The sequence below is a fragment of the Planococcus glaciei genome (assembly GCF_900099655.1).
GTDB classification, from domain to species: domain Bacteria; phylum Bacillota; class Bacilli; order Bacillales_A; family Planococcaceae; genus Planococcus; species Planococcus glaciei.
Genome location: NZ_FNDC01000001.1, coordinates 212,826 through 236,438, shown reverse-complemented (window position 1 = coordinate 236,438; position 23,613 = coordinate 212,826). Strand labels below are relative to the sequence as shown.

The window sequence follows — 23,613 nt, the reverse complement described above, 5'->3', positions numbered from 1 at the left end:
GCGTCTTATGCCGGTCGAATCTAAACAGCCATTTCCGCTTTTCTTGTCCAGCTGCAGCGCCTAGCTCCTCGGGGTCGTAAAGCTATCCACTTCGGAAATCAGGATTTGCTGCGTGTTTCGCCTTACGCCTGTCGGAGCTGATCAGGCGCTTCCACTTTTCTGAAATAAAACTTAATAATTGTTTAATGGAAGCAAGCGGGCATTTCGTGCCATAATAGAGCAACCTATATATTTTTGAGCGGAGAAGGAGCAAACAAACACATGAACGAAAAACGATTTGAAGATTACAAGATTAGTGAACCGATACTGCGGGCACTGGAAGGATTGGGGTATACGAAGCCGACAGAAGTGCAGGAAAAAGTCATTCCGTCTGCACTTTCAAAGACTGACGTTGCGGTAAAGTCGCAGACAGGCAGCGGGAAAACCGCAGCTTTCGGTATTCCCATCTGTGAATTGGTCGACTGGGAAGAGAACAAACCGCAGGCGCTTATTTTAACGCCGACGCGGGAACTGGCCGATCAGGTAAAAGAAGACATTACCAATATCGGACGCTTCAAGCGCATCAAAGCGGCAGCAGTCTATGGCAAACAGCCTTTTGCTTACCAGCAGGCAGAATTGAAACAGAAATGCCACGTGGTCGTTGGGACCCCTGGGCGTGTAATGGACCATATCGAACGGGGTACGCTGAACTTGAGCCGGATTGAATACTTGGTGCTGGATGAAGCGGACGAAATGCTCAATATGGGCTTTATTGAACAAGTGGAGGCCATTATCAACAAGCTACCTGCTGAGCGGACGACCATGCTGTTTTCGGCGACGCTGCCGGAGAACGTGGAGAATCTTCAGCGCAAATACATGAACAATCCTGAACATATTGAAATTGCTTCCACTGAAACCTTGACGGACCGGATTGAGCATTCGCTTTACCGGGTGGAAGAAAAAAAGAAATTCGCATTGCTGCGGGATATGACGATTGTAGAAAACCCGGACAGCTGCATTATTTTCTGCCGCACGAAAGACAATGTCGACTTTGTGGTGGAGCAGCTTGAAAAGCACGATTACACTTGCGATAAATTGCATGGCGGCATGATGCAGGAAGACCGTTTCGCCGTCATGAATGAGTTTAAGCGCGGCGAGTTCCGCTATTTGGTGGCGACAGATGTAGCGGCCCGTGGAATCGACATCGACAGCATCACTCACGTGGTCAATTTCGATGTACCGCTCGAAAAGGAAAGCTACGTGCACCGTGCCGGCAGAACCGGACGCGCCGGCAAAAAAGGGAAAGCCATCACATTTGCCACACCTTACGAAGACAAATTCCTGGCAGAAATCGAAGCTTATATCGGTTTTGAAATTCCGGAGCGGAGTGCACCGTCAGCCGAAGAGATCGGCTTAGCAAAACCGGCCTTCCAGGAAAAGATGGAAAGCCGTCCGGCGCTGAAAAAGAACAAGAACGAGCAAGTGAACAAAGATATCTTAAAGCTGTATTTCAACGGCGGCAAAAAGAAGAAATTGCGGGCATTCGATTTTGTCGGCACGCTCACGAGCATTCCGGGTGTAACGGCAGAAGACATTGGAATTATTAAAATTCAGGATACAGTAACGTATATTGACATCCTGAACGGCAAAGGGCCAATGGTGTTGAAGGCGATGAAAGACAAAACTGTAAAAGGCAAAACCTTAAAAGTGCATAAAGCAAATAAATGATTTTTGAAAACGGATGCTTGTTGAAAGCATCCGTTTTTCTATATTTTTTAGCAGAAAGTAAGGCGTAAAAAGGAAATATCCTACATATTATATAACTAATATCCCTATTGCATGAATACATTGAATTAGCTCCTAATTCATCTTTGAGTACTTATGTCACGAAAAAGAGTCAAATTGTAATGAAACCTGTCCTTTATTGTTACATGTCTGTAATATTCCCGTGCTATTTTGGTTTAAGCTAATAAAACACAAACAAAGGGAGAGAACAGCTTGAAAAAACTATTGATCATTCTAAGTTTTGCACTAGCTTTATTCCTTAGCACATCACTTGAGAGTTCGGCAGCAGCAAGTACATACACAGTTAAAAGTGGAGATACCCTATATAAAATTTCTAAAATGCACAAAGTATCCATCAGCAACCTGAAATCTTGGAATAAATTGAAATCCGATGTCATCAAACCGAAACAAAAATTAAAAGTCACCGGCTCAGCTGCTAAACCAGCAAAAGCAAAAGCGAAAACACCATCACGTTCAACTTCCGGATCAGTGGTTAAGGAATTCACCGTTTCTGCATCCGCTTATACGGCTTCATGCAAAGGATGTTCCGGAATTACGAGAACTGGCATTAACCTAAAGAAAAACCCCGGCTTGAAAGTGATTGCCGTGGATCCGAGAGTCATCAAATTAGGCACCAAAGTCCATGTTGAAGGCTACGGCTATGCAGTCGCCGGCGACACTGGCGGAGCGATTAAAGGCAACAAAATCGATGTTTTCATCCCAACAAAAAGCGCTGCGCTTAAATGGGGCAGAAAAAACGTCAAAATTAAAATCCTGAAATAAATACTTGAAACCCGGCAAGCAAAAAAACCTGCTTGCCGGGTTTTTGTTTGCCTTTTTACTGGGCTGCTTTCATAAGGGATGAAAGGGAGGAGCAAGTTTATCGTCCATTTTAAAGGAGTATGCCAAGCGTTTAAAGAAGAAGGGAAGAGGGAAATTTTTCATGTGTAGTCTAATTTAAATAGCGAATAGCCAACCTTTTTCCATTTTGATCGCTTCTGCCCCATCTTCCGGTTCATATGGATTTTCTACGCTGCAATAGCGTCTGCAGAAACTCCCGCTTAACCTGATTATCACGTCATAGGAAAATGAATAAGTGGCAATTCTAAATTCTTTAAAATCCTTATCACTGGTTTATATGAGAGCTGTTATATATAATATGTATAAGAAATGTCTAACTTTTTTAGAAGTTAGGCTGAACGGAGGTTAAGTCATGGAAAAAAGAATGATTGTTATTGGCGCAGGTCCTGGCGGCTTAGCCGCTGCAATGTTATTGGCAAGCCAAGGATATGAAGTGGATGTCTATGAAAAACATGATCGAGTAGGAGGGCGCAATGCAGAATTGCGGCTTGGGGAGTTTGTCTTCGATACCGGTCCGACTTTCCTGAGCATGATTCATTTAGTCGAGGAACTGTTTGAAATTGCAGGGCGGAATTTAAAAGATTACATGGATGCCGTAAAACTGGATCCGATGTACGAATTGATTTTTGAGGATCAAAATCTGGTGATGACCCATAATTTTGATGAAATGAAAAAACAGATTGATGAAAACTTTGAAGGAAGCGGAGAAGGATACGTCCGTTTTATGAAAGAGACCGGGAAAAAGCTGGAAGCGCTGACGCCTTTGCTGCAATCACGCATGGACCGTTTGATCCACATGATGCAGCCGAAAGTGATCAAAGCATTGCCGGAACTTGAAGTCAATAAAACGCTTTATGAAGTGCTATCGCGCTATTTCAAAGATGAGCGCCTGAAAATGGCGTTTGCCTTCCAATCGAAATATTTGGGCATGTCTCCTTGGGAATGCCCGGGAGCTTTTACAATTCTCTCTTATATGGAGCATGCATACGGCATCTACCATCCTATAGGAGGGGTTAACCAATTGTCACAGGCCATGGCTAAAGTCGTTAAGGAACTTGGCGGCCGCATCCATACCGGCAACGGCGTTAAAAAACTGGTGATTGAAAACCGTGCCGTCAAAGGCGTGGAACTGGAAAACGGAAAAACGGAACTGGCGGATGAAGTGATCATCAACGGAGACTTCGCCCATGTCATGACCCATTTAGTGGAACCGGGCATCTTGAAAAAGTACACCCCTGAGAAATTGGAGAAAAAGAAATACTCCTGTTCGACGTTCATGATGTATCTTGGCCTCGATAAGAAATACGATTTGTCACACCATACCATTGTGTTTTCAAAGGATTACAAGAAAAACGTCGAAGAAATCACCAATTCCCGCATTTTATCGGCAGATCCGTCCATCTACATCCAAAACGCCAGCGTCACTGACCCGACTTTGGCGCCTGAAGGCAAGTCCGCTTTATATATTCTGGCACCTGTGCCGAACAATTTCAGTGAAGTCGGCTGGGAACAGGAACAAGAAGCATTCCGTGACCTCGTACTGGATATCATCGAAGAGAAAACTGAATTTAAAGGGCTGCGAAACCATATCGTGGAAGAAAAATTGTTGACACCGTTTGGTTGGGAACACGATTATTCTGTCTACAAAGGAGCGACCTTCAATCTGGGGCATCAATTATCGCAAATGATGATTTTCCGCCCCCACAATAAATTCGAAGAACTGGACAATTGCTGGCTTGTGGGAGGTGGAACGCATCCGGGGAGCGGGCTTCCAACCATTCTGGAATCGGCGCGAATTACGGCAAACGGCATTTTTGAGCAGTACGGGAAAAAAGCGGTTCCGATTTCCCCGCTTCCGGCATGGGAGGGATCCCAATGAAATATGCCATTATAGGGGGCGGAGTTGGCGGTCTGATGAGCGCGCTTTTCCTGACCCGCCAAGGCCATGAGGTGACCATTTTTGAGAAAGAGCCGAAACTCGGCGGCCGTCTGACCTTTGTCGAACGGGATGGATTTCGCATTGATGAAGGCCCGACCATTGTTCTTTTGCCGAAAATGTTTCAAAAACTGCTCGAAGAAGCAGGCATAGAGGAAAGCCGCTACGAATTGCTGCTATGCGACCCGCTCTATACCATCCGTTTCCCGGACGGCAAGGTCTATACGAAATATCCTGATTTCGACCGCCAAATGAAAGAAGTGGAACAGGTCTTTCCGGGAGAAGAGGAAGGGTTCCGGCGTTTCATGGCGGAAGGGAAAGAGCGATTTGAAATTGGCGCACCTGCGTTCCTGGAACATTCCTTTGTAAACAAAGCGGATTTCTGGACGCCAGGCAATGTGAAAAAATTACTGAAACTGAAACCGCAGCAGTCAGTAAAAAAATTGATGTCCAATTATTTCAGGGATGAAAGGCTGCAGCTGGCCTATACGCTGCAGGCACTGTACATCGGGGGAGACCCGTTCAATGCTCCGGCTATTTATTCGCTCGTGCCATTCAGTGAACATGAACACGGCGTACATTATTTAAAAGGCGGCTACGGCAGCTTGATTCCGCTCCTTGAACAAGAGCTTCGGAGCCGCCCGAATGCAGCCATCCATACCTCGACGCCGATAAAAAAAATCCGGATCGAAGGGGATGCTGCAAAAGGAATTGAAACCGAGGCAGGATTTCAGCCGTTCGACGGCGTAATTTATAATGGAGACTTTCCATCAATTGACGGCGTTCTGCCAGCTGCAAAAAAGAAAGAATTTACCCCTTCTTCAGGGTGTGTCCTGCTTTATTTTGGGCTCGACAAAGTGTACGAAGACGTCAATGTGCATCAGTTTTTCATCGGCGCCAGCTATTCAGACCATATGAAAAATGTTTTCAGAGAAAAGAAATTGCCGGAAGATCCGGCGTTCTATACATTCCACCCCTCTAAAATCGACTCTTCGCTTGCTCCGGAAGGAAAAGGCGTCCTGTATGTCCTGATTCCGGTGCCTTCAGGTTCAGATGTCGATTGGGCTTCAGAGAAGGAATGGATCGATGCAGTGATAGACAGAGCAGAGCAATTGGCTTTTCCGGGATTAAGAGAAGCGACGGAGTGGATGGAAGTTCGCACGCCTTCTGAAGCGGAAGCATTCGGGCTGTTCAAAGGCGGAAGCTTCGGCATCGGCCCGACATTGTTCCAGTCCGGCGTTTTCCGTCCCCAGGTCAAGCCTTATAAAACCCGTGGATTGTACGCTGTCGGAGCTTCGGTCCATCCGGGCGGAGGCATTCCAATTGTCATGCAGGGAGCCAAATTGCTGGCAGAAGAAGTAGAACGGGAGTTCATGAGTGAAGGGAGCGGTTCATTATGATCGAGATAAGGGAAGCTTACAATCGCTGCGAAGAAATTATTGCTGCCAATTCCAAAAGCTTTTACAAGGCGTTTTCACTGTTGCCAAAAGAGAAAAGAAAAGCGGTATGGGCGGTGTATGCGTTTTGCCGGACAGTCGATGACATAGTGGATGAAGGAACCAATCCGGCCCTGGAACTTGAAGAGTTTAAACGTTCTTTCCAGCAATTTCTTGCTGGCTTTTATGGCCGGGACAATGCCATGTGGGTGGCGCTCGCCGACGTTTTTGAAAACTTTCAAATGGATGAAGAAGCTTTCCATAGTTTGATTAAAGGGCAAGAGATGGATTTGGTGATCAGCCGGTACGAAACCCTCGATGATTTAATGGACTATTGTTATCATGTGGCGAGCTGCGTCGGACTCATGCTGCTGCCAATCCTGGCTCCTGGCAAGACGGCCGTTCTGCAGGAAGGGGCCGTGTCGCTTGGGTATGCGATGCAAATCACCAATATCCTTCGCGATATTGGGCAGGACTTGAAAATCGGCCGCATTTATCTGCCAAAGGAAATCATGCAAAAGCATGGGCTGACAGAAATAGATTTGCAGCAAGGCGATGTGAACGGTGCTTTTGTTTCCGTATGGGAAGAACTTGCTGGAGAAGCAGAGCGCTACTACCGGCATTCATTTGAAACCATCCACGAGTATCCGCTCCAGTCGCGCATGGCAGTTAAAGGGGCTGGACTCGTTTACCGGGAAATCCTGTCGGCTATCCGTGACAAAGAATACATGGTGTTTCGGGAAAAGCATTATGTTTCCGATCAATCAAAACAGGCGATACTTGCCTGTTTGTAAGAAAAACTTGCGTGCTTCTTTAAGCATAGAAACTGGATAAGCACGATACAAAAAGGATTCAGCGCCAACCGGCACTGAATCCTTTTTTTAGCTTGTGTACTTTTTGATGATGCGTTTGGCGAGATTCTGTCCGCCCATGGTGACGATCGGAGAGCCGCCGCCGGGGTGGGTGCTCCCGCCGATAAAGTAAAGGTTCTCGATGTCGGAACTGGCATTTGCCGGTCGCAGGAACGCATCGGCTTTGCGATGAGAAGAAGGCCCGTATAAAGCCCCCCGGTAGGCGCTGAAGGCCTCTTTCAAGAATAAGGGAGTAAATATCTGTTCTTCTGCCAGATGGCTGCGGATGTCGATGCCATAAGTTTCAAGAAAATCATAAATCCGCTCTTTGTACTGTTCGGGATCAATTTGCAGCTTCCCGTCGGCGCCGAGTGCCGGGGCGTTGACCAGGATGAACAGGTTGCTTCCTTCAGGCGAAACGGTTGAATCCGTATAAGAGGAGTTGCTGATATAGACGGTCGGTTCCTGGCTGTAGCTTTGCGTGTCGAACAAGTCATCAAATTCCTGCCGGTAGTTGCCTGAAAAAAAGATATTGTGGTGTTTTAAGCCCGCAAGATGAGTGTTCAGTCCGGCAGTGATGACAAATGCTGAAATTGACGGTTCAAAACGGCTGATTTTGGCATCTGTAAAAGACGGCCGGTGTTTTTCTTCAACCAGCTTCGGGTACGCAGACAACAAGTCGCCGTTCAAGATGACCAAATCGGCTTCAAACGTTTGCCCGTCCGCCAGCTCGACGCCGGCCGCTTTGCCTTTTTGGACAAGGATCTTTTCGACTTCAGCTTCTGTCTGCAGCAAAGCTCCGTGTTTTTGGGCCAGGGCTGCAAAAGCATCAGCAATGCGGACGTTGCCGCCTTTGGTGTAATAAACGCCTTGGCCAAGTTCAAGATGGGCGATCATGGAAAAGGTAGCCGGAGCTTTAAAAGGCGACGAACCGATATAAGTGGCGTAGCGGTCAAGTGCCTGAACAATGCGGCGGTCTGAAAAGTAGCGGCTGAAAAAATGATGCAGCGTTTCAGTGGGCCTGGCGCGAAGAAGTGCCAAGCCAAGCGACGGCGACAAATAATCTTTCCATGACTGGAATGTGGCAGGGAAAAAATAGCGCTCGGACATGCCGTACAGCCGCTCCGCTTCTTTCAGGAAAGCAGGGTAGTTGGCTGCATCCTTTGGCGAAAGCTTTGTGATTTCATTCGCCATTTCTTCCGGATCGGAAGAAAAATCAAGCTGTGTGCCATCGGGAAAATGATTTCGTGTATGGCTTTTCAGTGGAAGGAACTCAAAGTAATCTTCTGGACGTTCACCTGTTTGTTCGATGATCCCTTTAAATACTTCCGGCATGGTAATGGTATTAGGCCCGAAATCGAAAGAATGGGAGCCGAGCTTCACCGGCATTAATTTACCGCCTAAATGTTGGTTTTTTTCAAAAAGACGGACCTGGAACCCGGCATGCGCCAAAGTGACGGCTGCCGATAAACCGCCGAGTCCGCCGCCAATAATGATCACTTTTTTCATGAATATTGCCTGCCTTTCCACGTATACGGTTTTTTTCGCCAGCTTTTCCACATGGACTGAAGCAAAACGGCAATCATTGCTGCCGCTTGGAGAGGGATTAAAAGAGCCAGATACAGGTGCTGGCGTGTGCGTGCCATGACGTACGCTTGCTGCACGACAGCCAGAACGTATGGAACAGTGAACAGCAGCTTGTTCGTGCTTATCCCGTATAGCGCGAGAAACAGCGGCAGGATGTAGAAAAAGCTGTAGAACAACGCCAATGCGACAGCAAATACAGGCGAGCGGCCGATTCCGGTATAGCTGTTTTTCAGGAATCCTTCCCATACGTCATGGTTGGTGTCGTACATGCGGCATTGTACGGATTTGGTGATGTTGGCGAGCAGCATCTTGTGTCCCGAAGCTTTAAAGCGCCGGGCAATATGGACGTCTTCGACGAGAGAATTCCGCACTGCGGCATGGCCGCCGACCGCGTCATAGCTCTTCCGCTCGAACATCATCCACATGCCGTTGGCTGCAGTGGCTGCCGGAAAGTTTGCATAGTTTGCTAAGACAAGCGGCAAATGGAACAGCACCACAAAATGCTGCATGGGGACCAGCAGTTTGCTTAAAAAAGGCGGAACGTCAAAAGCCGGGAAACCCGACAGCAGTTTTGCCTGGCGCTCGTTCATCAGCGCCAGCGCCTGGCCGATTGCTTCAGGGGAAAAGCGGATATCTGCATCGATGAACAGCAGGTAGTCGCCTTTGGCGTGCTGCTGCAATTGATGGCAGGCATGAACTTTCCCCACCCAATCAGGCGGCAATTCTTTTCCGCCAATAACAGTAAACCGGGAATCGCCGGCAGTCATTTGTTCCAGCAAGACGCCTGTGCGGTCGGTAGACTGGTCATTCAATATGATAAATTCCAGATTCGGGTAAACAGCGGCTTTTAACGCCGACGTCAGTGTTTCGACATTGCGTTCTTCATTGCGCATCGGAATCAGTACGGATACTAACGGTGAATTTGGCAGTGTGAAGGTTTTCGGAAGCGAAGGAAGAAAAAAGCTATTAAAAACAATCCAGAGAAGAAAAGCGGATAGTGCGGCAATCAGAAAGAACATGTCATTTCCTCCTTCCTGTAAATTTTCGGAATGCAGCAGTATTTTCAGAAACTACCTCGCTTTTCAGCTGATTAAGCTGTTCTGTAATGGCTTGTTCAATGGAGCCGGTTTTCTCTTTTCTTGCCGAACCCGGAATCTCTTTGTAGTAGAAAGGGTTGCCTTGCTGCACCCATACTTCCGGTTTGCGTTCGTGCCGGAACGAATAATAAAAAGAAACAGGGATGGCCGGAACATCCGGACAATGTTCCATTAAGTAAGCGATGCCGGTGCTAAAGCCGAGCGGCCGGATTTCCTGATGAAATTCTTCGCCTTGTGGAAAAAGGATGACGGTTTTGCCGCTTAGCAGCAATTGCTCCGCATATTGCAGAGAAGCCAAAATATCTTTTGGCTTGCTGCGATTGATGGAAAAAGCCCCAAGGTAACGGAAAAAACCATAGCGTTTCAGCCCTTTTTCATCCATCATCATATGGACATCGTGGCGCCATACACTGCGGTTCAGGAAAAAGAACAGCAGGCCGTCCCACCAGGAACTGTGATTCGCGATAAAAAGAACCGGCTGGGACGGGGGATGAATAATATCTTTGCCGAGCACATTGGCAAAAGAGCGGCGGATCAACGGGTTCAAATACAGCTCAAAGGCATTTTCAAACAGCGGCATTTTTTTCGCTTTGATCATAGAGGCCTCCTTTTCTGTGCCAGTGCAACGAACAAGGCGGAAAGCAGTGTGGTAAGGACAGCTGCCAGCCATAAGCCGCCGAGTACAGCTAAGAGCACGAACATTGCAGTAATCAGTATGTACAGAAGAACCATCCGCTTTTCAAGCAGGCCGTAGCTTTTCGTGCCGGGCTGTCTTTTCATCAGCCTGTCGATCAACAGGTGAAGAATAAATGCGAGGATAAACCAGCCGGTAAAATTTGTCCAAGGGATATCATAATAAAACCCGCTGTCTTTCCAGATCCAATAGCCTTTCAATAAATAAGCGACAGGATCGATGATCAAATCCATAATGACCGCGCCCAACCCGCCGGCAGCGGCATATTTCCATCCGCCTTGAGGGAAAATGGATAAAGCCAGGACATGGGTGGTTGCCATGACCATCAGCCAGGCAAAACCGATTGCAATCGGCACGCCGAAAAGGTTTGGGGCGAAACGTTCCGTATAATCATAGGAACCAAACAAGAAATCCACACTGGCTCCTGCCCCTTCCACAATAAAAGTCACCACAAAAATGACAATGCCAAGAATGCTGCCGGCAGTTTTGCCGAACTTCCGCAAGAAATAAAGGAAGCCGAGCGTGCCTGCGAGCATTAGGAAGAATGCGTTTGCCCATTCAAGCCATGGCGGAAGCAAGTCAAAACTGAGCAAAATGATGCCGATGCAATACCAAACAATGAAAAGCCGGAAAATGCGTGTATCCCAAACCATACGTCTCCACTCCAATACTATTCTTATATGAATATTATATTTTTATTCTACTCATAGTTCTTCTTAAAATCTATCCATACCCTTTGTTACCCTATATTCGTTCCAGAAGACGGACATTCCTATTATTTTTCCGAAATAGTGGAGAACTGTGTTTAAAGCAAATGAAGCGAGGGAATATTTTCTGAAAATTAACTATGAAGTATATCCTGCATTTTTTTGCATTCGATTTTTCCACCCTCCTTCTGTTTAAAAACCTAATTTTCTTTTGGCGGCATGTTTTCATAGGACAATTTAAACCAAAAAAGATTTTCGGCGTAGTACATAAGATAACAAACCAATAGAAAACCATTAAATGTAAAATTATCCATAAGAAAAAAGATTCAAAGAATATTCAGAGAAGTGTTGCAGGTTTTCCTGCAAAAGGTTACACTTTTTATAAGTATTTGAGTAAGTTCTTGTTTTGGAGGGGATGTAATGCAGGATTTACTGCGTAGTGTGTCGGAATCTTATGAACATTTTAGTTCCGGCCAAAAGAAAGTCGGTGATTTATTTTTTCGTGAGCCTATTTTTCTGGCATTCTCCTCCGCACTTGAAGTTGGAAGAAGAGTGAACGTCAGTGAATCCACAGTGATTCGCTGGACACAGAAACTGGGATACAAAGGGTATGCGGAATTCCAGCAAGTGGTTCAGCGAAAACTTGCAGAAGACCGGCTTGAACAGAGCGAACAGGAAGCCCGTCCGCCAAATGCTGACCAGTCCTTTCTGGAAAATCTGTTTGATGCGGAAATCGCAAGCATCGTTAAGCTTAAGCAGTCGATGAAGGAAGATGTGCTGCTTCAGGCAGTCGATTTGATCAGTTCGGCTAATCGGATTTATGTAACAAGCGATTTTTTCGATTATGGATTGGCACATTGGTTCGCAGGGTGGCTGGATATGACGGTCGGATCCACGGAAATGATTTTTCCATCAGACCGGCATTACTACAGCCAGCTGGCTAAACTTGAGCCGGGAGATATTTTGATAGCCTTTGTGTTCCCACGCTACACAAAAATGGTTGTGGAAACCGTGCAATCTGCCAAAGACCGGGGAGCAGGCGTTGTGCTATTGACCGATTCTTCCAAATCGCCCGCTGTCAATTTTGCGGATATCTCACTGACTGTCGATGTAAGCACCAATTTGAATATTGATTCTTATACAGCAGTCCATGCATTGCTGACCTCTGTGATGCGCTTCGTTTACGTAAAAGAACACGCCAAGGTAAAAGAAAACCTGGCAAGGCTTGAAGCTGTATACAACGACAAGAACATCTTTTATTAAAACAGGTAAGTCCCGAAACGCTTCGGCGCTTTGGTCATTTATAAACAACGAAAAGGGGAGAATAAGATGAAAAAGAAATTATCATTTTTAAGTGTAATTTTTTCAGCAGGATTGTTATTGGTAGCTTGCGGAGGATCAGAAGACTCATCCGGTTCGGAAGGATCAAGCACTGAAGGCGGAGGAAATGAGCTCGGCCTATTGGAAGAAGGCAAATTCACCACAGCAGCCAGCGGACTTTATAAACCGTTCAATTATGAAGAAGGCGGAAAGCAGACTGGTTTTGATATCGAAATTGGTGCTGCATTGGCAGAAGAAATGGGATTGGAGCACAACCCGGTAACAAATCCATTCGAAACAATCATTCAAGGGTTGATCGGCAAGAAATATGACGCCGTTATCGGATCGATGGCTATTACGGATGAACGTGCAAAAACGGTTGCGTTCTCAGATCCTTACTACTTGTCAGGCGGCAAGATCTGGGTGGCTGAAGGCAATACCGAAATCAAGGAACCGTCAGACCTTGAAGGCAAAAAAATCGGGATTGTTGCCCAAACGACATATGAACCAGCCGCTAAAGAATTCACGGATGACATCGAATACTACAACAGTGATGTTGTCGCTTTGCAGGAATTGGAGCCAGGGCGTGTAGATGCGGTTATTACTGCTGACGTTGTCGGATTCGAAGCACAGAAAGCCGGATTGAAAATCAAGGATATCGGCGAAAACTTATGGATTGAAGAAGCGGCAATTGCCGTGCGTCCCGAAGACAAAGCGCTATTAGAAGAAATCAACAAAGCATTGGATGCAATCATCGAGAATGGAACATACGCGGAAATCTCTGAAAAATGGTTCGGCACGAACCTTCTCGAAGTGGAAACAGAAGGAATTGAAGTTCTGCGCTAAACTGAGAGAGGGGAATAGGCATGGAGACCATTCAGACGATATTTGATATTTTTAAAACGACGTATCCAGGCTTTTTGGAAGCCGTCATCATTACGCTTGAACTAACAGCGATTTCGATTGTTCTTGGTACAGTGCTGGGCTTGGTCTTTGCACTGATGAAAATATCGAAATCCAAGATCCTGCAAGGCATCGCCAATCTGTACATCACGATTATTCGGGGAACTCCGTTATTGGTTCAAATCATGTTCCTGTATTTCGGGATCACCCAGATCATCGTTTTGGATAACTTCTGGGCAGGTGCGATTGCGCTTGGGGTGCATAACGGGGCTTATATTGCCGAAATTTTCCGTGGTGCCATCCAAGGGATTGATTATGGACAGACAGAAGCAAGCCGGGCTCTTGGCATGACGAACAACCAGGCGATGCGGAGAATTGTTTTTCCGCAGGCCCTGCGCCGTTCCATCCCGCCGCTTGGCAACCAGTTTATCATCACGCTGAAAGACTCGTCTCTTGTCTGGATGATTGGGGTAGCGGAGCTGTTTTCTGTGGCCAACCGTTCAGCGGCAAGTTCATTTAAGCAATTCGAGACATTTATAGTGGTCGGTTTCTATTACCTAGTTCTGGTTATGATTTTCACGTATATTGTCAGATGGTATGAAAACAGACTGGATGTAGACAAAGCGTAAAGGAGGACACATCATGATTATTGGAGAAAACATCCATAAGTCCTTCGGGGATTTGGAAGTGCTAAAAGGCATCGATCTGCATGTGAAACCGCAGGAAGTGGTTGTTCTTGTCGGTGTCAGCGGATCGGGCAAAAGTACGCTCCTGCGCTGTTTCAACTTTTTAGAAGAAATGAACAGCGGCAAAATTACGATTGACGGCAAAGTCATCAATCCGAAAAAAGACAAGCTAGCGGATGTCCGCGCCGATGTGGGAATGGTGTTCCAGCATTTTAATCTTTTCCCGCACAAAACAGCCTTGGAGAACGTGATCGAAGCCCCTGTCACGGTAAAGAAGATGGACAAGGAAAAAGCAAAACAGCTCGGCATGGAACTGCTTGAAAAAGTAGGCCTGGCAGAAAAAGCGAACGTTTATCCGAGTAAGCTTTCAGGCGGCCAAAAACAGCGTGTAGCAATTGCCCGTGCGTTGGCGATGCAGCCGAAAGTTCTGTTGTTTGACGAACCGACATCGGCACTCGACCCGGAATTGGTCGGGGAGGTGCTGCAGGTTATGAAGCAGCTGGCGGAAGAGGGCATGACGATGGTTGTCGTCACGCATGAAATGAAGTTCGCCAAAGAAGTGGCCGACCGCATTATTATGCTCGACAAAGGCGTCATCATCGAATCGGCCGATCCCAAAACCTTTTTCGAAAACCCGAAAAATGAACGGACGCGCCAATTTATCCAATTGGTCCAGTAACTTTAATAAACAGTCCAACGCAAGGAATCCGGTGCGAAAACCGGATTCCTTTTTCAATGCAAAAAGCCCGGCTCAAGAACTGAGCTGGGCTTTTAATGTGCCGTTCAACCTTTAGTCCACCTCAATAACAGAAGCTGAAATAAGCGGCATGTCTTCTTCTGCAACGCCGTCATAGATGCCGTGGACGGTGACTGCATCACCGGCTTCGACAGGCGTTTCAGCCATATTGCGGACAAATACCTGCTGTTCTCCATCCGTTAGGATAAATGCAGGGAAAGCACCATCGTCGGTCAATTCTTCCGCGGTCCCGGCCAAAATGACAGCATCCCCTTCTGCTACCTCTCCGCTTGTTAACGCGGTAAATGTAGTAGGTTCCGCTTCATCGACATCTTCTGGAGCGGTTGGATCCAATTCGCCTTCCGGAGCTGTGACTTCGGTCTGGCCTTCTTCCGTAAGCTCTGCGTTTTCACCGCCGCAAGCCGCCAAGCTTAAAATGAGCAAAAATGGAATAAATCGTTTCACCATATCTATTCAACTCCCGACCCTAGTAATAAGTTTTCTTATAAGAAACATACCCTTTGGCAAGTGGCTGTTAAACGGAAACTGGGGAAACCGCCAAGAGAAGCTTTCAGTAACGCGAACGGTTGGATTTGGAGGCCTGCGGGTATAGGAGAAGAACAAAAGAAAGGGGATGGGGAAATGGAATTGATTGCTGCTCCTTATCATTTGAACGATAAAGCAAAAAATATTCAGCCTATACTCAACGTGGAAAAAACAAAAATCATTAATATCCAGCTGCAGCCAGGGGAGACAGTCCCGGAGCATGCAGTGGATGCAGATGTTGCCATTATCGCGAGAAGCGGAAAAGTGAATTTTACTGTCGAAGGAAAAACTGTCGAAGTGTCTCCGCAGCAGATTTTGTATATGGCTCCGCTTGAAAAGCATAGCCTGGCAGCTGTCGAAGCAAGCGATTTAATGGTTGTTCAAACCAAACGCTGAAAAAAACTGCCCAGATAATGGCCTGAAGCCACTCTTTTGCGGAGCTGCAATGTAGAATAAGCAGGATTTATTAAAAGCGAAAGGCTGTCCAGGGAGTCTGTTATTCGACTCATTGGACAGCCTTTTTTAGGTTTACCACTCAATTTCGTCCGGGTATTCCGCTTGGAGCCTGATTTCGTGAATGGGCACTTTATTGGGGTTCGCAGCTTCCAGCACCTGACTGCGGAATGCTAGATAGTCGTTGTCTTGCATGGCGATTTTCAGGGCCACAGCAGCCAGGCTCTTTTCACGCTGTTTTTTCGGCATGCCGATAAATTTCAAATTTAAGAAGTCGATGTATTGAATAGCGTATTCTTCCACTGGAGCCGCTTGCTGGAACGCTTTTAAGATTGCCTGATATTCTTCTTCGGGAACTTGGCCGTGCAGGCAGTCGAGCACCAATGACTGAAAACGGCCAATGACATGCAGATGGCTGTTCCAGTCCGGGAATTTTGCTTCTTCGCGGTGCAGCCGGACAAAATCTTTCAATGCAATGGCGGCATACAGGATTTCCGGCCACAGCACTTCAGTGGAAAAATAAATGTTTTTATCCGGTGCAATAAAGCTGTGCTGTTTTTTGGTATGGTCATGCAATCCATTAAAAACGGATTCCACATTGCGGTCTCCTTGCGCCGCATGGCGGATTTCGTAGGAAATGCCAAGAATCCGCATGCGCGAGCCGACATAGTCGTAGTATTTATTCTCATCGCCGATTACATGGTAAATCGCCTGGTTCAGTTCATCCAAATCAAAGTAATCGCCGCTGATTTTAACGCCTGTATGGTTCGGAGTATTTGTCATTGTAAGCATTCCGGATTCTCCTATCGTTTCGGTTTATAGTCCAACGCTTTAAACAAATCCTTGCGTTCTTTATCGGTTAAGTCCCGCCATTCGCCAACGGGCAGATCTCCCAACTGGATGTTCATGATTCTGATCCGCTTCAAATCGCGCACTTCATAGCCCAGCGCGCTGCACATCCGGCGGATCTGGCGGTTCAGGCCTTGCTGCAAAACGATGCGGAAAGAGTACTTCGACAACTTCTCTGTTATGGCAGGCAAGGTTTTCGTATCCAGAATTTCCACGCCTTCTGCCATTTTCTTCAGAAAAGACTCAGTTACCGGCATATCCACACGGACAATGTATTCTTTTTCATGTTCGTTTTCTGCCCGCAGGATTTCATTTACAATGTCGCCGTCGTTGGTCAATAAAATCAACCCTTCCGAATCTTTGTCGAGGCGGCCGACATGGAAAATCCGCAGCGGGTGATTGACAAAATCGACGATATTTCCTTTGATGTGGCGTTCCGTTGTACTGGTAATGCCGACGGGTTTGTTAAGGGCAATATAAACGTATTCCTGGTCCGGCTGTTCGATGACTTTGCCGTCGACGCGCACTTCATCGCCTGGCTGGACTTTGCTGCCAAGTTCAGCGGGTTGGCCGTTAATGGTAACGCGTCCGTCTTCAATGAATTTATCCGCTCCGCGTCTTGAAGTAATGCCTGTTTCACTTAAAAACTTATTAATTCTCATAAAAAAATCCCTTCAAATACATATTTCTTTTCCTTGTTTCTATTATACCCTTATGGGCCTTCAAACAAAACGGCAGAACAGAAGGGAGAAGAGTTTGTAAATAAAAGGTTGCAATTTTCCGATAAATTTGACAATATAGAAGGGAAGCCGTCTCGATGTTCTGCATCTTTTGTTCTATGAAATGTAAGCGGATACAAAGGGGCGAAAAAAGATAAGGGAGGAAACAGAATGGTATTGTATTCAGCTCCAAACACAGAAGGCGCGAAAAGCAGATTTAAGGAAAGATATGAAAATTATATAAATGGCGAATGGCGTGCACCTGCCAAAGGCCAGTACTTTGATAATGTGTCGCCGGTAAACGGCAAGAAGTTTACGGAAATCGCCCGCTCGACAGCAGAAGACGTAGAAGCGGCACTGGATGCAGCACATGCAGCCAAAACAGCATGGGGCACCACTTCCACTACGGAACGTTCCAATATCCTGCTTAAAATTGCAGACCGTATGGAAGAGAACCTGGAGATGCTGGCTGTTGCGGAAACTTGGGACAACGGAAAAGCGGTCCGCGAAACTTTAAATGCGGATTTGCCATTGGCGATTGACCATTTCCGTTATTTTGCCGGCGTGGTCCGTGCACAGGAAGGCTCAATCAGCCAAATCGATGAAGATACAGTAGCCTACCATTTCCATGAACCGCTTGGAGTTGTGGGACAGATCATTCCTTGGAATTTCCCGCTTTTAATGGCTACTTGGAAACTCGCGCCAGCTTTAGCTGCCGGCAACTGCGTTGTGTTAAAACCGGCTGAGCAGACACCAGCGAGCATTTTAGTTTGGGCTGAACTGGTCGGCGACCTGCTGCCGCCGGGCGTATTGAATATCGTAAACGGATTCGGCCTCGAAGCCGGAAAACCGCTTGCTTCCAGCCCGCGCATCAGCAAAATCGCCTTTACCGGTGAAACGACAACAGGCCGGATGATTATGCAGTATGCTTCCCAGAACCTGATTCCGGTAACTTTAGAGCTTGGCGGCAAGTCGCCGAACATTTTCTTCAAGGACATCATGGACGAAGATGACGCTTTCCTTGATAAAGCGATCGAAGGCTTTGTCATGTTCGCTTTAAACCAAGGTGAAGTATGTACATGCCCATCACGTGTATTGATCCAGGAAGACATTTACGAAGCATTCATGGAACGCGCGTTGAAACGCGTAGCCGCTATCAAGATTGGCAACCCGCTTGACCCTGAAACGATGATGGGTGCCCAAGCCTCCCAGGAACAGATGGAGAAAATCATGTCGTACCTGGATATCGGCAAGCAGGAAGGCGCTGAAGTGTTAATCGGCGGCGATCGCAATATTTTAGAAGGCGACTTGGCAGAAGGCTACTATATTAAGCCGACTGTTTTCAAAGGCGACAACAAAATGCGCATCTTCCAAGAGGAAATCTTCGGGCCGGTGGTATCCGTGACGACGTTCAAAACGAAAGAAGAAGCACTTGAACTTGCCAACGATACTTTGTACGGACTGGGCGCAGGAATCTGGACGCGCGACACCAATACCGCTTACCGTTTCGGACGCGGCATCCAGGCTGGCCGTGTGTGGACGAACTGCTACCACCAATATCCAGCACACGCGGCATTCGGCGGATACAAAATGTCGGGAATTGGCCGTGAAAACCACAAAATGATGCTTGACCACTATCAGCAAACGAAAAACATGCTGGTCAGCTACAGCGATAACAAACAAGGATTCTTTTGATCCACTCCTGATGGCGTAACTGCCTCATTAGGATTGCTCAAAACCTTTAGCACATTTCAGCAAAACCAAGTTTCTTTTTACCAGAAAGAAGGGGTACAAATGGTCGAACGCGTAACCGCAACGAACGAGGCGCTCGAACTGATTGAACTGCTGAAACAAAAGCATGGCCCGGTTATGTTCCATCAATCAGGCGGCTGCTGCGACGGCAGCTCTCCTATGTGCTATCCGGAAGGCGACCTGTTTTTGGGCGATCAGGATGTGCTGCTCGGGGAAATCGGCGGCAGCAAATTCTATATGCACAAAAACCAATTTGACTACTGGAGCCATACCCAGCTCATCATTGACGTCGTTGAAGGGCGGGGCGGCATGTTTTCTCTTGAAGGGGTGGAAGGCAAGCGGTTTTTAACAAGATCGCGGGCATTCACATCGGAAGAAACAAAAGAATTGCAGCAGCAAAAATAAGGAGAACCGGATGCAAAAGCATCCGGTTTCATACTGTAGACAAAGTATAAGTTAAATGAATAGAAATGCATAAAACCAACCGGACCGGCCACTTCGCTTTCCGTGGGCTCAGCTTCAGCCTCCTCGTCACTAACGTTCCTGCGGGGTCTTCAGCTTTCGCTGTCCCACAGGAGTCTCCGTGGCCGGACCGGTTGAGGCATCTCTCTTTCATCCAAAAGTGAACACGTAACCGAATGAAGTTCAATCATCTAGTTTAAAGAAGGAAAGCGACAACTTTGGGTAGCCCCAAGTTTAGGATCCGGAATGGAAACCGGCGACTCCAGCGGGATAGCGAAGTGCCGAAATCCACTCGGGACGTAAGTTCCGAGTTAGTTCGGCGCGAGCCCGCGGAATGCGTCCGGCTGAAACGGAGGATTCGGGATTTTTTCTACAAGCGGATATTTATTCAGCTATCATGGTAAAAGTTCTTTTGTCAACAAGCTCGAACCGGATGCAAAAGCATCCGGTTTTTCTTTTTTTTATAGAGATTTTAAGCCCGAAAACCGCTCTAATCCGGGGTTCACAATGGAAATCCGGGGCGAAAAATGCTATAATGGTAGAATGAAAGGTGGTCATGATTTTGACGAAATTAGTGAACCGGGTTTCCCGTGAACAAGCCAACCATGCGATTTCCTATGCGTCACATTCGCTTACCACTGAAGGGTTTAACGTGACAAATGAGGATCAGAACTTTGTTCGGTCGGTCTTGACTGGTGAACAGACGGAAGCACAATTCCACCGGGCCATTAAGACGAAATTCAATGTCTAAGTACCGGCACTCTTCCATGTATTGTTATCCCGATTCGGACGTGTTGATCAACAAGTTTAACTTGATGGATGAGGAAAAGCTGAAAGAGCTGGAAACGGTGTATACACTTTTCCGCCTTTCTGAGCTTAAGATCAACAAGCCTGCCGATCCACTCGATCGGGAAGCATTTTTGGATATACACCGCAGCATTCTGAAGGATGTCTATCCATTTGCTGGTGAACTTCGGCAAGAGATGATCTCAAAAGGGTCTTCTTCGTTCGCCCATCCAAAGTTTATTGAACCGGAGCTGTACAAGATCTTTGAAGAATTGGCGAAAGAGAACTACCTGAAGGATTTGCCCCGAGAGAAATTCATTTCGCGGCTCGCTTATTTTCTAGCGGAATTGAATGCCCTGCATCCTTTTCGGGAAGGGAATGGGCGCACGGTGCGTGAATTTGCCCGGCAATTGTCTTTGAACGTCGGCTACCAGCTGGAGTGGGAAAGGATTCCAGAGCCTGCTGAAATCATCAATGCTTTTGTGGACTCATTTAATGCTAATAATGAAAGACTAGAAAAATTATTGGAGGAAATCCTTTCTTAACAAAAGCCGGCCCCAGAGGGCCGGCTTTTGTTCATGCTATTGAGCCGGATGTTTTTGCAGCCATTCGATGCCGAATTCGACCAGAGGCCGCATTTCCACGAGTTTTACTTCTGCCTGCCCGAGCGTCCCGGACGCAATTTCTCCCTTGTAGTCTTTTACCAGTTCCGGGAACCGGTCGGAATCCATATCAACGCAGTCAAAGGTCTGCCAGACGCGCTGGCCATTAATTTTCACCGCAGCGCCTTGCGGGGAGGTGGCCCGTGTTTCCTGGACAAATTCTGCATAATGCAGCGCGGTGCACGAATCAAAACCGGTGCCGATCAACAGAATTTTTACATCGCTTTCCATCATTTTGGCAAGGGGCGAAGATTTGCCGAATGAATCATCAATCGGTTGTTCGCTCATCCAGTACGTAGCCTGTTTGCCGCTGGCGATAAACGAATGGGCAGGGTGCGGGCTGCGGATGGTTTCAGGATGGCGGTGAAAACATTCCGCGATTTTCCCCATTCCCCGGAGTTCGCTTAAATGCGGATCGTAAGCCGGAGCGTAGTCGCGGAAAGGCTGATGCCAGTTTTCCGGAATCGGCGGGTTCATCCAGTAAACCGGATCGGAATTGTCGGCTGATTGGGAAGGCATGACTAGTGTACCTTCGGTGGTAACGGTTTCCAATAAGGCCTCTACTACCGCCTGGGCGCCGCCCGCTATCCAGCCCATCGATTTTAATGAAGAATGGACGATCAGGGCATCGCCGGCTTTAATGCCCAATTGATGAAGCTGTTGTTTTAATGTATCTTTCGATTGGAATTCAGGTGTATTTAAAATATGCAGAAATTCAGTCATTTGTATTCCCCCTTATGGTTAATATACCATAGCCAGAAAGCTTGCTGATTTCGTTTATGCGAGTTAGCATTAAGATGAAGGAGTGTTATAAATGGAAGGTAGAATGATGAAAGAATCCCGGACGATCCAGACGAAATTGGTGCTGCCGCCGGATACAAACCATATGAACTCGATTTTTGGAGGAAAGGTGCTCGCTTACATCGATGAGATTGCCGGCATTACAGCGATGAAGCATTCGCGCCGCCAGGTTGTCGTGACAGCTTCGATTGACTCGGTTGACTTTTTGTCATCGGCCCATGTGGGGGATGTACTGGAACTGGAAGCCAATGTTACGTCAACAGGACGCACTTCAATGGAAGTATACGTCCGCGTTAAATCCCAGAATTTGCAGACCGGTGAAGAAAAACTGACGACCGAGTCATTTTTGACGATGGTCGCAATGGGCGACGATGGAAAACCGACGCCGGTGCCGCCGGTCATTCCGGAATCTGAAGGTGAAAAGCTGTTTTTCAATACGGCGCCTGCCCGGAGAGAACACCGGAAAATGCGTGTGAAAACACCGCGGACGAATTAGGAAAAGTGATTTTGAAGCTGTGGATAAGAAATGGTAAAAAAGTTATCCACATGTGAATAAATGCCTTCATCGCCATTAGTCCACAGAAAAAAAGGATAACTTTTTGATTTTGTGCATAAACCGTTATTAAAATGGCTATTTTCAGAAAATAGCTGTTGATAAGCTGTTTTCTGAACCGCTTAAGGAGTTGAGGGAATGGAGACCTTTTCAAAAGGAGTGGCTTTGTTTTTCTTTGCAGCGGGCATTATTTTATTGTTTTTGACCCTTTTAAATTACGGCATCGGCTTTGCAGCAGCCAATTGGCTGAATCCCCCTTTTTGGCGGCTTTACCTGTTTCTGGCCGTGGCCGGGATACTGGCTTATATATTGATCCGGTTCCGGAGAAGAGAAGGGCAATAATTTCAAAGAAAGAAAAAAAGCAGCCTTCGCGGCTGCTTTTTTTTACGCTTTAATTTTTTGCTAGCAGTTCTTCGAAATAAGAACCGAATTCTTTCGAACGTTTCAAGATGGTGCTGGAAGAAACGTTGAATTTTTCGCTTAAATCTTTCGGCGCAAGCATCGGCCCTTTAATCAGTTCGTGATCCTGCAGGAATCTCCAGTAACCGGCAACGAGTGCTTCCGGTTTTTGGACAGTCGGCTGCTGGCTCACCAGGTAACTGTTCAAGATGCTCGTGACGTTGTCGACAGTTTCTGCGTCAAAGTCTGCTTGGTCAATATGTTTGCGCAGTTCAGCCATTACGGATTCGTGCTCAGGCGAAAGCTCAATGCTTTCATCCACTGTGCCGGTTGAATATTTAACGATACTTTCAACCACTTCGAGGTAATGCTCATGTACATACTGAGTGCCATCTGTTGCATTGGCAGATGCCATTTTGGCTTTTAGCTGCTCGAAGAATGGATTGAATTCTCCAACAACTGTCAGGTAGCCGTTCAAGAACAAGGCGCCGTCTTCACCGATGCGTGCATCCGGAAGCAAAATAGCCAACAAGCCTTGGCCGTCCTGCATATCGGTCGGCGGCTGGTCTGTCATTTTATAAACGTCTCCAGTGAAAGCATCTTTAAACTGAGCAGCTGCTTCATCACCTTTGATGTATTGTCCAAGGAATACCCGGACATTTTTCCAGTTTTCAAGAACTTCTTTAGTGGTCGGGCGTTGAGCAAGGTCAATGTGCTTCACTAAAAATTCCTGCCAAAGCTCCGGTTTTTGCATAAACAAGAAGTTTTCGATGACGAATGCTTGCGCATCATTTTCTGCCATCGATTCCATTAAACGGGGCTGCCATGCCTGCTGGAGCTCGCGGAAAGCCGGCAGTTGAGCCTGGTTTGGATTTTCTGAAAAGAATTGCTGGCGAACTTTAAAAAGTTCATCGTTCACTAGATCGTTGATGGACACGGATTGTTCTTTTCCGTGACATTTTTTGTATTTCTTGCCGCTGCCGCATGGGCACGGATCGTTTCTTCCTACCATTCTAATCACCTACATTTTTTCTTGAGTGTAACACAGAATGG

25 protein-coding genes are annotated in these 23,613 nt (G+C 46.9%); 16 read left to right on the top strand and 9 right to left on the bottom strand.

Features of this window, described 5'->3' with window-relative positions:
- Positions 1–261 precede the first annotated feature (261 nt).
- From BLQ32_RS01220 to BLQ32_RS01200, 5 genes are all read left to right on the top strand, one after another.
- Positions 262–1,707 carry a DEAD/DEAH box helicase gene (locus BLQ32_RS01220; protein WP_074508780.1) on the top strand — a complete coding sequence of 482 codons (1,446 nt, stop codon included), beginning with the start codon at positions 262–264 and terminating at the stop codon, positions 1,705–1,707.
- Between the two features lie 270 nt (positions 1,708–1,977).
- Positions 1,978–2,547: a 3D domain-containing protein gene (locus BLQ32_RS01215; RefSeq protein WP_074508779.1), complete on the top strand. Its 570-nt coding sequence runs from the start codon at positions 1,978–1,980 to the stop codon at positions 2,545–2,547.
- Between the two features lie 430 nt (positions 2,548–2,977).
- Positions 2,978–4,504 carry a phytoene desaturase family protein gene (locus BLQ32_RS01210; RefSeq protein ID WP_074508778.1) on the top strand — a complete coding sequence of 509 codons (1,527 nt, stop codon included), beginning with the start codon at positions 2,978–2,980 and terminating at the stop codon, positions 4,502–4,504.
- Entirely contained in the window at positions 4,501–5,961 is a 1,461-nt protein-coding gene (locus tag BLQ32_RS01205) for a phytoene desaturase family protein (protein WP_074508777.1), read from the top strand. The genes BLQ32_RS01210 and BLQ32_RS01205 overlap by 4 nt, the downstream gene beginning before the upstream one ends.
- Positions 5,958–6,791 (top strand): phytoene/squalene synthase family protein, encoded by an 834-nt coding sequence (locus tag BLQ32_RS01200; RefSeq protein ID WP_074508776.1) that lies wholly within the window; start codon positions 5,958–5,960, stop codon positions 6,789–6,791. Before BLQ32_RS01205 ends, BLQ32_RS01200 begins: the two co-directional genes overlap by 4 nt.
- 87 nt (positions 6,792–6,878) lie before the next feature.
- Here the strand turns inward: BLQ32_RS01200 and BLQ32_RS01195 are convergent, their stop codons facing one another.
- The 4 genes from BLQ32_RS01195 to BLQ32_RS01180 are packed head-to-tail and all read right to left on the bottom strand — an operon-like array spanning position 6,879 to position 10,879.
- Positions 6,879–8,357, bottom strand: coding sequence for a phytoene desaturase family protein (locus tag BLQ32_RS01195; RefSeq protein ID WP_074508775.1), 1,479 nt, complete (start codon positions 8,355–8,357; stop codon positions 6,879–6,881).
- The gene (locus BLQ32_RS01190) at positions 8,354–9,454 is read right to left on the bottom strand and encodes a glycosyltransferase family 2 protein (RefSeq protein ID WP_074508774.1); all 1,101 of its coding nucleotides are present in this window, start codon (positions 9,452–9,454) and stop codon (positions 8,354–8,356) included. The genes BLQ32_RS01195 and BLQ32_RS01190 overlap by 4 nt, the downstream gene beginning before the upstream one ends.
- A gap of 1 nt (position 9,455) precedes the next feature.
- The gene (locus BLQ32_RS01185) at positions 9,456–10,130 is read right to left on the bottom strand and encodes a lysophospholipid acyltransferase family protein (protein ID WP_074508773.1); all 675 of its coding nucleotides are present in this window, start codon (positions 10,128–10,130) and stop codon (positions 9,456–9,458) included.
- Positions 10,127–10,879: a carotenoid biosynthesis protein gene (locus BLQ32_RS01180; protein ID WP_074508772.1), complete on the bottom strand. Its 753-nt coding sequence runs from the start codon at positions 10,877–10,879 to the stop codon at positions 10,127–10,129. Before BLQ32_RS01180 ends, BLQ32_RS01185 begins: the two co-directional genes overlap by 4 nt.
- A 474-nt stretch (positions 10,880–11,353) precedes the next feature.
- Between BLQ32_RS01180 and BLQ32_RS01175 the strand changes: the two genes are divergently transcribed.
- The 4 genes from BLQ32_RS01175 to BLQ32_RS01160 all read left to right on the top strand — a co-directional run bounded on the left by BLQ32_RS01175 (position 11,354) and on the right by BLQ32_RS01160 (position 14,521).
- Positions 11,354–12,196, top strand: a complete 843-nt coding sequence (locus BLQ32_RS01175; protein ID WP_074508771.1) for a MurR/RpiR family transcriptional regulator — start codon at positions 11,354–11,356, stop codon at positions 12,194–12,196.
- A 66-nt stretch (positions 12,197–12,262) separates the two neighbouring features.
- Positions 12,263–13,099 carry a transporter substrate-binding domain-containing protein gene (locus BLQ32_RS01170; protein ID WP_074508770.1) on the top strand — a complete coding sequence of 279 codons (837 nt, stop codon included), beginning with the start codon at positions 12,263–12,265 and terminating at the stop codon, positions 13,097–13,099.
- 20 nt (positions 13,100–13,119) lie between these two features.
- Complete coding sequence (locus tag BLQ32_RS01165; RefSeq protein ID WP_036805157.1) at positions 13,120–13,785, top strand: amino acid ABC transporter permease; 666 nt, start codon at positions 13,120–13,122, stop codon at positions 13,783–13,785.
- Positions 13,786–13,798: 13 nt separating this feature from the next.
- Complete coding sequence (locus tag BLQ32_RS01160) at positions 13,799–14,521, top strand: amino acid ABC transporter ATP-binding protein (protein WP_036805155.1); 723 nt, start codon at positions 13,799–13,801, stop codon at positions 14,519–14,521.
- A 111-nt stretch (positions 14,522–14,632) separates the two neighbouring features.
- Here BLQ32_RS01160 and BLQ32_RS01155 read toward each other — a convergent pair whose 3' ends face one another.
- On the bottom strand, positions 14,633–15,046 hold the full coding sequence (locus BLQ32_RS01155) for a hypothetical protein (RefSeq protein ID WP_074508769.1): 414 nt from the start codon (positions 15,044–15,046) through the stop codon (positions 14,633–14,635).
- A 174-nt stretch (positions 15,047–15,220) separates the two neighbouring features.
- Between BLQ32_RS01155 and BLQ32_RS01150 the strand changes: the two genes are divergently transcribed.
- A complete protein-coding gene (locus BLQ32_RS01150) occupies positions 15,221–15,520 on the top strand; it encodes a cupin domain-containing protein (RefSeq protein ID WP_074508768.1) in 300 nt (99 codons plus the stop codon).
- A gap of 132 nt (positions 15,521–15,652) precedes the next feature.
- On the opposite strand, the gene BLQ32_RS01145 is transcribed toward BLQ32_RS01150, so the two are convergent.
- Together BLQ32_RS01145 and rluF are read right to left on the bottom strand one after the other, a co-directional pair.
- The gene (locus tag BLQ32_RS01145; protein WP_074508767.1) at positions 15,653–16,369 is read right to left on the bottom strand and encodes a DUF6904 family protein; all 717 of its coding nucleotides are present in this window, start codon (positions 16,367–16,369) and stop codon (positions 15,653–15,655) included.
- 11 nt (positions 16,370–16,380) lie between these two features.
- Positions 16,381–17,088: a 23S rRNA pseudouridine(2604) synthase RluF gene (gene rluF / locus BLQ32_RS01140; protein WP_074508766.1), complete on the bottom strand. Its 708-nt coding sequence runs from the start codon at positions 17,086–17,088 to the stop codon at positions 16,381–16,383.
- A gap of 228 nt (positions 17,089–17,316) precedes the next feature.
- Between rluF and adh the strand changes: the two genes are divergently transcribed.
- The 4 genes from adh (at position 17,317) to BLQ32_RS01120 (ending at position 20,690) form a co-directional block, all read left to right on the top strand.
- The gene (gene adh / locus BLQ32_RS01135; protein ID WP_074508765.1) at positions 17,317–18,840 is read left to right on the top strand and encodes an aldehyde dehydrogenase; all 1,524 of its coding nucleotides are present in this window, start codon (positions 17,317–17,319) and stop codon (positions 18,838–18,840) included.
- 99 nt (positions 18,841–18,939) lie between these two features.
- On the top strand, positions 18,940–19,302 hold the full coding sequence (locus BLQ32_RS01130) for a DUF779 domain-containing protein (protein ID WP_036805137.1): 363 nt from the start codon (positions 18,940–18,942) through the stop codon (positions 19,300–19,302).
- Positions 19,303–19,915: 613 nt separating this feature from the next.
- A complete protein-coding gene (locus tag BLQ32_RS01125; RefSeq protein ID WP_224074868.1) occupies positions 19,916–20,110 on the top strand; it encodes a hypothetical protein in 195 nt (64 codons plus the stop codon).
- Complete coding sequence (locus BLQ32_RS01120; protein ID WP_074508764.1) at positions 20,103–20,690, top strand: Fic/DOC family protein; 588 nt, start codon at positions 20,103–20,105, stop codon at positions 20,688–20,690. The genes BLQ32_RS01125 and BLQ32_RS01120 overlap by 8 nt, the downstream gene beginning before the upstream one ends.
- 36 nt (positions 20,691–20,726) lie before the next feature.
- Here the strand turns inward: BLQ32_RS01120 and BLQ32_RS01115 are convergent, their stop codons facing one another.
- Positions 20,727–21,530 carry an AAC(3) family N-acetyltransferase gene (locus tag BLQ32_RS01115; RefSeq protein WP_074508763.1) on the bottom strand — a complete coding sequence of 268 codons (804 nt, stop codon included), beginning with the start codon at positions 21,528–21,530 and terminating at the stop codon, positions 20,727–20,729.
- Between the two features lie 91 nt (positions 21,531–21,621).
- Here BLQ32_RS01115 and BLQ32_RS01110 point away from each other — a divergent pair, with 91 nt between their 5' ends.
- Both BLQ32_RS01110 and BLQ32_RS01105 read left to right on the top strand, forming a co-directional pair.
- Positions 21,622–22,104, top strand: a complete 483-nt coding sequence (locus BLQ32_RS01110; protein ID WP_036805129.1) for an acyl-CoA thioesterase — start codon at positions 21,622–21,624, stop codon at positions 22,102–22,104.
- A gap of 195 nt (positions 22,105–22,299) precedes the next feature.
- On the top strand, positions 22,300–22,503 hold the full coding sequence (locus BLQ32_RS01105; RefSeq protein ID WP_074508762.1) for a hypothetical protein: 204 nt from the start codon (positions 22,300–22,302) through the stop codon (positions 22,501–22,503).
- Between the two features lie 49 nt (positions 22,504–22,552).
- Here the strand turns inward: BLQ32_RS01105 and BLQ32_RS01100 are convergent, their stop codons facing one another.
- The gene (locus BLQ32_RS01100) at positions 22,553–23,572 is read right to left on the bottom strand and encodes an SEC-C metal-binding domain-containing protein (RefSeq protein ID WP_053165072.1); all 1,020 of its coding nucleotides are present in this window, start codon (positions 23,570–23,572) and stop codon (positions 22,553–22,555) included.
- Between the last annotated feature and the right edge of the window lie 41 nt (positions 23,573–23,613).

Coding starts and splice junctions, on each gene's coding strand:
- BLQ32_RS01175 (WP_074508771.1), top strand. CDS start 11,354: ATGCAGGATTTACTGCGTAGTGTGTCGGAATCTTATGAACATTTTAGT.
- BLQ32_RS01200 (WP_074508776.1), top strand. CDS start 5,958: ATGATCGAGATAAGGGAAGCTTACAATCGCTGCGAAGAAATTATTGCT.
- BLQ32_RS01160 (WP_036805155.1), top strand. CDS start 13,799: ATGATTATTGGAGAAAACATCCATAAGTCCTTCGGGGATTTGGAAGTG.
- BLQ32_RS01205 (WP_074508777.1), top strand. CDS start 4,501: ATGAAATATGCCATTATAGGGGGCGGAGTTGGCGGTCTGATGAGCGCG.
- BLQ32_RS01170 (WP_074508770.1), top strand. CDS start 12,263: ATGAAAAAGAAATTATCATTTTTAAGTGTAATTTTTTCAGCAGGATTG.
- BLQ32_RS01150 (WP_074508768.1), top strand. CDS start 15,221: ATGGAATTGATTGCTGCTCCTTATCATTTGAACGATAAAGCAAAAAAT.
- adh (WP_074508765.1), top strand. CDS start 17,317: ATGGTATTGTATTCAGCTCCAAACACAGAAGGCGCGAAAAGCAGATTT.
- BLQ32_RS01190 (WP_074508774.1), bottom strand. CDS start 9,454: ATGTTCTTTCTGATTGCCGCACTATCCGCTTTTCTTCTCTGGATTGTT.
- BLQ32_RS01110 (WP_036805129.1), top strand. CDS start 21,622: ATGGAAGGTAGAATGATGAAAGAATCCCGGACGATCCAGACGAAATTG.
- BLQ32_RS01155 (WP_074508769.1), bottom strand. CDS start 15,046: ATGGTGAAACGATTTATTCCATTTTTGCTCATTTTAAGCTTGGCGGCT.
- BLQ32_RS01185 (WP_074508773.1), bottom strand. CDS start 10,130: ATGATCAAAGCGAAAAAAATGCCGCTGTTTGAAAATGCCTTTGAGCTG.
- BLQ32_RS01115 (WP_074508763.1), bottom strand. CDS start 21,530: ATGACTGAATTTCTGCATATTTTAAATACACCTGAATTCCAATCGAAA.
- BLQ32_RS01125 (WP_224074868.1), top strand. CDS start 19,916: ATGATTTTGACGAAATTAGTGAACCGGGTTTCCCGTGAACAAGCCAAC.
- BLQ32_RS01195 (WP_074508775.1), bottom strand. CDS start 8,357: ATGAAAAAAGTGATCATTATTGGCGGCGGACTCGGCGGTTTATCGGCA.
- BLQ32_RS01100 (WP_053165072.1), bottom strand. CDS start 23,572: ATGGTAGGAAGAAACGATCCGTGCCCATGCGGCAGCGGCAAGAAATAC.
- BLQ32_RS01220 (WP_074508780.1), top strand. CDS start 262: ATGAACGAAAAACGATTTGAAGATTACAAGATTAGTGAACCGATACTG.
- BLQ32_RS01210 (WP_074508778.1), top strand. CDS start 2,978: ATGGAAAAAAGAATGATTGTTATTGGCGCAGGTCCTGGCGGCTTAGCC.
- BLQ32_RS01145 (WP_074508767.1), bottom strand. CDS start 16,369: ATGCTTACAATGACAAATACTCCGAACCATACAGGCGTTAAAATCAGC.
- rluF (WP_074508766.1), bottom strand. CDS start 17,088: ATGAGAATTAATAAGTTTTTAAGTGAAACAGGCATTACTTCAAGACGC.
- BLQ32_RS01105 (WP_074508762.1), top strand. CDS start 22,300: ATGGAGACCTTTTCAAAAGGAGTGGCTTTGTTTTTCTTTGCAGCGGGC.
- BLQ32_RS01165 (WP_036805157.1), top strand. CDS start 13,120: ATGGAGACCATTCAGACGATATTTGATATTTTTAAAACGACGTATCCA.
- BLQ32_RS01120 (WP_074508764.1), top strand. CDS start 20,103: ATGTCTAAGTACCGGCACTCTTCCATGTATTGTTATCCCGATTCGGAC.
- BLQ32_RS01130 (WP_036805137.1), top strand. CDS start 18,940: ATGGTCGAACGCGTAACCGCAACGAACGAGGCGCTCGAACTGATTGAA.
- BLQ32_RS01180 (WP_074508772.1), bottom strand. CDS start 10,879: ATGGTTTGGGATACACGCATTTTCCGGCTTTTCATTGTTTGGTATTGC.